The sequence below is a fragment of the Aeromonas sp. 604176 genome, from assembly GCF_049170755.1.
GTDB lineage: Bacteria > Pseudomonadota > Gammaproteobacteria > Enterobacterales > Aeromonadaceae > Aeromonas > Aeromonas veronii_A.
In genome coordinates, this window is record NZ_JAAKNE010000187.1 from 1 (window position 1) to 4232 (window position 4232).

General features: G+C 61.9%; 3 protein-coding genes and 1 pseudogene. 1 reads left to right on the forward strand and 3 read right to left on the reverse strand.

All coding sequences use genetic code 11. From position 1 onward, the window contains the following. Window positions 1-371 precede the first annotated feature (371 nt). Window positions 372-1709, forward strand: a complete 1338-nt coding sequence (locus tag G5358_RS20225) for an IS4-like element ISAeme15 family transposase (RefSeq protein ID WP_103261426.1) — start codon at window positions 372-374, stop codon at window positions 1707-1709. Between the two features lie 48 nt (window positions 1710-1757). Here G5358_RS20225 and G5358_RS20230 read toward each other — a convergent pair whose 3' ends face one another. The 3 genes and pseudogenes from G5358_RS20230 to G5358_RS20240 all read right to left on the reverse strand — a co-directional run. Then, window positions 1758-2723: an ABC transporter permease gene (locus G5358_RS20230; RefSeq protein ID WP_010672471.1), complete on the reverse strand. Its 966-nt coding sequence runs from the start codon at window positions 2721-2723 to the stop codon at window positions 1758-1760. A gap of 2 nt (window positions 2724-2725) precedes the next feature. Next, window positions 2726-3844: an ABC transporter permease gene (locus G5358_RS20235; protein ID WP_103857789.1), complete on the reverse strand. Its 1119-nt coding sequence runs from the start codon at window positions 3842-3844 to the stop codon at window positions 2726-2728. A 79-nt stretch (window positions 3845-3923) separates the two neighbouring features. Further along, window positions 3924-4232, reverse strand: a pseudogene (locus G5358_RS20240) (heme ABC transporter ATP-binding protein); the annotation flags it as partial.

Below are 4232 nucleotides of genomic sequence, written 5' to 3' on the forward strand. Positions count from 1 at the left end.
TGGAGGCGTGGTGCAATCAGGCCGCCCGATGAAGCAGGAACCCGGTACTGCGCGAGCAGCTATCACCCAGTAATGGGAATCCCCCTCCTGTGACGCGAAGCGCTAAGGTGGGGGAGGATGTCAATAGGCTATCTTATTCGCCATTTTGAACCTGGGCAGTGCTCGAAATCCTCACGTACTACAGTACGCTCCGGTTTCTGCGCGCTGTCCGTGTTCAAACTGCCTTCAACGATTACGCCTACTGGGATAGGTTCTAAGCCCCATAACGACAAACCCCGGGACTTGGCCGCAATGCTGATCAGTTAAGGATCCATTGACCGATCCTTCTGCTGTAGGACAATCCGGAACCAATCACTGGTTCCGGATTTTTTATGTCTATTGCAAACGATCTGAACGATGTTGTTGAGGCATCTGGCGACATGCTGGCTCGGTTGGCCATTTTTGCCGACCATATTCCCGACGAATGGATTACTGCCGCTGCCGCCTTGTCTGAAAAGGCCACTATCCGCCGACGCCGCTTACCTTCTGATATGGTCTTGTGGCTCGTCGTGGGGATGGCCTTTTTCCGCAATGAGCCCATCTCCGAGGTCGCTCGGCGCCTCAACATCTGTGCAGAAGGGTTGGCCAATGATGCCTTGCTCGCGGACAGTGCCCTGTCTCAGGCCCGTCAGCGACTCGGCAAACAGCCGCTCGAGTGGCTGTTCAAACAGTGCGCCGATGTGTGGGGGCGGGAACGTTATCCTGAAGACCATTGGCACGGTTTACAGGTCTTTGCCATCGATGGGGCCCTGTTCCGAACCCAAGATATGCCTGAACTCAGAGCACATTTCGGCTCGGGTAACACCTCAACCAACCGGCAGACACCCTACCCGATGCTGCGGTTGGTCACGCTCATGAATGTCCGCTCGCATGTCATTGCCAACGCGGCCATCAGCCCGTACCGCAAAGGGGAAATCCCCCTGGCCAGCGAGTTCATTCACTCATTGCCGGACAAGTCAGTGACCCTGCTGGATAAAGGCTTCTTCGGTGCCGACCTGTTGCTGCGTATTCAGGCCGAAGACACCGACCGTCACTGGCTCATCCCGGAACGCAAGGGGCTGGTATACACGGAACTTGAGCGCTATGGCGACGGTGACCGTCTGTTGCAAATGACGGTCTCGCCTCAGGCTAGCAAGAAAAACCCGGCGTTGCCGACACACTGGCAAGTTCGCGCAGTGACCTATGAGGTGGCAGGCAAGGAGAAAACGGTCTTTACCTCCCTGCCCGTGGCGCGATTCAGCGCAGCTCAGGTGGCGACCCTGTACCACGAGCGCTGGGAAATCGAGCTGGGATACCGGGATATCAAAAGCGCGATGCAGCACAACGCCATCACGCTGAGAAGCAAGAAAGTGGACTTGGTCTATCAGGAGCTGTGGGGATTGCTGCTTGGATACAATCTGGTCAGGCGGGAGGCCAGCCAGGCCGCCGTAGCCCATCAGCGAGCGCCCAATGAGGTGAGCTTTAAGTTTGCCTGTCATTTCATCGCGAACCAGATGGCAGTGATGGCGGGCGCGTTATCGCCAGCCCATACGCCACGGAGGTTGGCGGAGTTGCGGGGCTGCATAGGCGTCATGTTCATAGAAAAACGCCCCAGGCCATCGAGACCCAGGGCGGTGAAGATATCAAAGACCCGTTTTCCGGTAAATCGCAATGCGGCTCCGCTTAAGTGAACAGCATTGCCGCATGTGCGGGCCTTTTGCATGGCATGAAGGGCGGGGCTATTCCCGCTCCTTGACATAGGGGGTGCCGAGGGCCTTGGGGGCCACCGCCTTGCCGATGAAACCGGCCAGCAGGAAGACCGTCAGGATGTAGGGCAGCGCCTCGATGGCCTGCACCGGGATCGGGAAATCGCCGATGCTGACCCCTTGCAGCCGGATGGCGACCGCATCGAGGAAGCCGAACAGCAGACAGGCCGCCATGGCGTTCCAGGGGCGCCACTTGCCGAACACCAGGGCCGCCAGCGCCATGAAGCCCTTGCCCGCGCTCATGTTGGGGATGAACTGGGCGGTCTGGGCCACCGCCAGATAGGTGCCCCCGATCCCCGCCAGCAGGCCGCCGATGATGAGGGCGGTGTAGCGCATGCGCACCACGGAGATGCCTGCGGTGTCGACCGCGGCCGGGGCCTCGCCCACCGCCCGCAGCCGCAGGCCGAAGCGGGTGCGGAACAGCACCCACCAGGCCAGGGGCACGGCGGCGAAGGCCACGTACTCCAGCAGAGAGTGACCGCTCAAGAGCTCGCTGTAGAGCTGGCCGATGACGGGCACGTCATAGAGCTCCTTGGCATAGGGCAGGTCGATGGGGGCGAAGCGTGCCGCACCGGAGAGCGCCGGGGTCTGGCCGCCCTGATCGAACCAGTAGCGCCCCAGGGTCACGGTGAGACCGGCTGCCAGGATGTTGATGGCCATGCCGCTCACCACCTGATCACCCCGGTGGGTGATGGTGGCGAAGCCGTGCAGCAGGGCGAACAGGATGGAGATCCCCACCCCGACCCCCAGCCCAATCCAGGCGGAACCGGTGACGGCGGCGGCCGCCGCACTGGCGAAGGCGGAGGCTAGCAGCTTGCCCTCCAGGGCGATGTTGACCACCCCGGAGCGCTCACAAAACATACCGGCCATGGCCGCCAGGATGAGCGGAGGCGCGGTACGAATGGTCGCGTCCAGCATCAGGATCAGCATTTCGAACATGATCAGGCTCCTTTCACTTGGGCGACCGGGCGGTTGGCAAAGGCCAGATAGGCCTGCTCGATGCGCGGGCGCAGCATGTGCTCCAGGGCGCCGCAGAACAGGATCACCAGACCCTGCAGCACCACGACGATGTTGCGGTCCACCCCGAACTCGAAGCTGAGCTCGGCGCCGCCCTGGTAGAGGAAGCCGAACAGCAGGCTGGCGATGATGACGCCGACCGGGTGGTTGCGGCCCATCAGGGCCACCGCGATGCCGGTGAAGCCGAAGCCTTCCACGAAGTTGAGCTTGATCTGGTGCAGCTCACCCTGCAGCACGTTGAGGGCGAAGAAGCCCGCCAGCATGCCGGAGATCACCATGGCCAGGATCACCACCTTGGGATAGGAGATGCCCGCATAGGCGGAGGCACTCTGGCTCGCACCCACGGAGCGGATCTCGTAGCCCCAGCGGGTATGCCAGATGAAGACCCACACCAGGGCCGCACAGATCAGCGCCCAGAAGAAGCTGATGTTGAGGGGGCTGTTGGGCATGGCGATGCCGAAACCGGCCGCCAGCTCGCTCATCTTCGGCAGCCAGCTCGCCACGGCGAACACCTTGCTCTCGGTGGCCATGGATCCTGGCGGCTTGAAGACGTCGACCAAGAGGTAGGCCATCAGAGAGGCGGCGATGAAGTTGAACATGATGGTGGTGATGACGATGTGGCTGCCCCGCTTGGCTTGCAGCCAGGCCGGGATGAAGGCCCAGGCCGCGCCGAACAGGCCGCCGGCGATGATGGCGAGCGGCAGGAGCAGGGCGAACGGCAGCACGTCCCCGAGCAGCAGACAGACCAGACCGACCCCGAGGCCGCCGATATAGGCCTGCCCCTCACCGCCGATGTTGAACAGGCTGGCGTGGAAGGCCACCGCCACCGCCAGACCGGTGAAGATGAAACCGGTGGCGTAGTAGAGGGTGAAGCCTATCCCCTCGCCGGTGCCGAAGGCGCCGTACCACATGATTTCGGCTGCCTCGATGGGGCTGATGTCGAGGTAATAGAACAGGATGGCCGACACCAGGAAGGCCAGCAGGATATTGACTGCGGGCAGCACGCCCACGGATATCCAGGCAGGAACACGTGCTTGGCTCATGAATGGGCCTCCTTGATATCGTCGGGGACTGGTGTGTTGACCATCATCAGGCCGAATCCGTTACAAGTGGTTGTGACCTTCATGATGTGGCTCCTTGTGATTGGCTTGTCGCCACGTCGTCAGGAACTATGTTCGCCATCATCAGGCCGATGGTGCGTTCATCCGCCCTGGCGCCGTCCAGCTCGCCGACGATGCGGCCATCGGCGATGACCAGAATGCGGTCGGAGAGGCTCATGATCTCGTCCAGCTCCACCGACACCAGCAGCACCGCCTTGCCCTTGTCGCGCATGGCGATGATCTGCTGGTGGATGTACTCGATGGCGCCGATGTCGACGCCCCGGGTCGGCTGGCCGACCAGCAGCACATCCGGGTCCTGCTCCACTTCACG